Source organism: Streptomyces endocoffeicus, assembly GCF_016741935.1.
GTDB lineage: Bacteria > Actinomycetota > Actinomycetes > Streptomycetales > Streptomycetaceae > Streptomyces > Streptomyces endocoffeicus.
The window spans coordinates 1-2783 of sequence record NZ_JAERRG010000113.1; the positions used below are offsets into that span (position 1 = coordinate 1).

At 65.0% G+C, this 2783-nt stretch carries 2 protein-coding genes; both read right to left on the reverse strand.

The annotated features are described in order from the left end of the window. On the reverse strand, window positions 1-1653 hold a 1653-nt coding region (locus JK364_RS54030; RefSeq protein WP_269146470.1), incomplete at its 3' end, for a type I polyketide synthase. Between the two features lie 36 nt (window positions 1654-1689). After that, window positions 1690-2783 (reverse strand): beta-ketoacyl reductase (locus JK364_RS54035; RefSeq protein WP_201858819.1); only part of this gene is annotated, 1094 nt, incomplete at its 5' end.

The window sequence follows — 2783 nt, forward strand, 5'->3', positions numbered from 1 at the left end:
GGTCTCACCCTCCGCCAGCGCCGCGAGCCCAGCGGTCAGCTCCTCCACATCCGAGCCCAGAACCACGGCACGGTGCTCGAACACCGCACGGGAACCCACCAGAGCACGCCCCACACCCACCACATCCACGTCACCGTCGGCCTGAGCAGCGCTGACATGCTCCAGCAGCCGACCCGCCTGAGCCGCCAACGCACCCGCACTACGCCCCGACACCACCCACGGCGTCACACCACCACCAACAGCGGAAACCTCCACCTCCACGGACTCATCCACCGGTGCTTCCTCGAGGAGAACGTGTGCGTTAGTCCCCGACACACCGAAGGAAGACACCCCAGCCCGCCGGACCCGCACCCCACGCGGCCAAGCCACCGCCTCAGTCAGCAGCTCAACCGCCCCCGCGCCCCAGTCCACATGCGAGGACGGCTGATCCACATGCAACGTTCGCGGCAGCATCTCGCGGTTCAGGGCCATGACCATCTTGATCACACCACCCACACCCGCAGCCGCCTGCGCATGGCCGATGTTCGACTTCAACGACCCCAGCCACAACGGCCGACCACCCTCACGCTCCCGCCCATATGTAGCCAGCAACGCCTGCGCCTCGATCGGATCGCCCAACCGGGTCCCGGTCCCATGACCCTCAACAGCATCCACATCCGCCGCCGACAACCGCGCGTTGGCCAGCGCCTGCCGGATCACCCGCTCCTGCGACGGACCATTCGGCGCCGTCAACCCATTCGACGCACCATCCTGATTCACCGCGGAACCACGCACCACCGCCAACACCCGATGCCCCCGCACCCGAGCATCCGACAACCGCTCCAACAACAACACACCAACACCCTCGCTGAACCCGGTCCCATCCGCCGCGTCCGCGAACGCCTTGCAGCGGCCGTCGGCCGACAGGCCACGCTGCCGGGAGAACTCCACAAACGTCCCCGGAGTCGACATCACCGCCACACCACCGGCCAACGCCATCGAACACTCACCATTGCGCAATGCCACACTCGCCTGATGCAACGCCACCAACGACGACGAACACGCCGTATCCACCGTCACCGCCGGACCCTCAAGACCAAACACATACGCCACACGCCCGGACATCACACTGGCCGTGTTACCCGTCAGCACATAGCCATCGCTGCCCTCAGGGTGCTGCTGGAACCGTGACAGGTAATCCTGCCCTTGAGTTCCAACGAACACACCGGTCTCAGTACCGCGCACATCAGCCGGATTGATTCCCGCACTCTCCATGGCCTCCCAGGACGCCTCCAACAGCAGCCGCTGCTGCGGATCCATGACCAGTGCCTCACGTGGAGAAATCCCGAAGAACTCCGCGTCGAAATCGGCCGCATCATGCAAGAATCCGCCGCGCAGCTCGGCTGGAGCCGACTCCTGATCCGAGTCCTTGTCGTCCAGGACCCCGGCCGACCAGTCACGATCGGCGGGGAACACGGAGATGGCATCCACGCCGTCCGAGACGAGTCCCCACAAGTCATCCGGTGAGGTCACATCACCTGGATACCGGCAAGACATGCCAACAATGGCTATCGGCTCGCGCGCCCGCTCCTCAACCTCACGCAAACGAGCCCGAGCCTCACGCAAGCCAGTCGTCGCGCGCTTGAGGTGTTCAAGTACCGTGGAGTCTTCCATGGGCCCTGCCCTTTCACTGGAGAGTCACTGATTCGCTCAGAAAGTTCCAAGTTCGTCATTGAGCAGCTTGAGAACTTGGTCCATGTCGGCTGATTCCAAGTCGTCACTCCGTGCCTGCGCGCCATCGTCCAGCCGTGAATCCCCCAATGCCAGGATGAGCCCCTTGAGACGTGCTGAGATCTGATCCCTCTCGTCCTCTCGATAGCGCAGCCGAGAGAGAGTGACTTCCAGCTTGTCGAATTCAGCCAGCACAGTGCGTGCGGACATTTTCGTTTCACTCTGGTCGACGCCACGAATCTGAGAATCCAGGTAGTGCGCAACCGCAAGCGGTGTCGGATGGTCGAAGACCAGCGTCGCCGGCAGACGCATCCCCGTGGTTGTGCTGAGCTGGTTGCGGAGCTCGACCGCGGTGAGCGAGTCGAAGCCCAACTCCTTCAACGCTCGGTCAGGGTCTATGCCGGTGTGACCGCTGTGCCCCAGGACAGACGCGGCGTGGGTAAGGACCAGCTCCAGCAAGAGCTGCTCTCGTTGCTCCGGCGCGGCCTGAGCCATCTGCTCCTTCCATGCCTCCGCACTCTGCTGACCAGCCGCGACCTTGCGATACGGCGCGCGAATCAGTCCCCTCATCAATGCCGGAACCGCGTCAGTGCGCTTCTTGGTCGCCTTCAGGTCCACCTTCATCGACAACACATGGGCCCGCTCCGTTGCCAGGGCAGCGTCGAGTAGGCCGGCGGTCCTCTCTTGTGCGATGTGGCCCCAGGCGAGGGAGAGGGCGGGCAGGCCGTGGGCGTGGCGGTGCTGGGCCAGGGCGTCGAGGAAGGCGTTGGCCGCCGCGTAACTCCCCTGCCCACCGGCACCGAGCGTGGCCGCGGCAGAGGAGTAGAGCACGAACGCCTCCAACCCCATGTCCCGCGTCAGCTCATGCAGATGCCAAGCCGCATCCACCTTCGGAGCCAACACCCGCCGGACACGCTCCTCGGTCAGCCCCTCCACGACACCGTCGTCCACCACCCCCGCGGTGTGCACCACACCCCTGAGCGGCACCTCCGCCGGAACACCAGCCAACAGCTCACGCACCACATCACGATCGGCCACATCACACGCGGCCACGGTGACCGACGCCCCGGCCA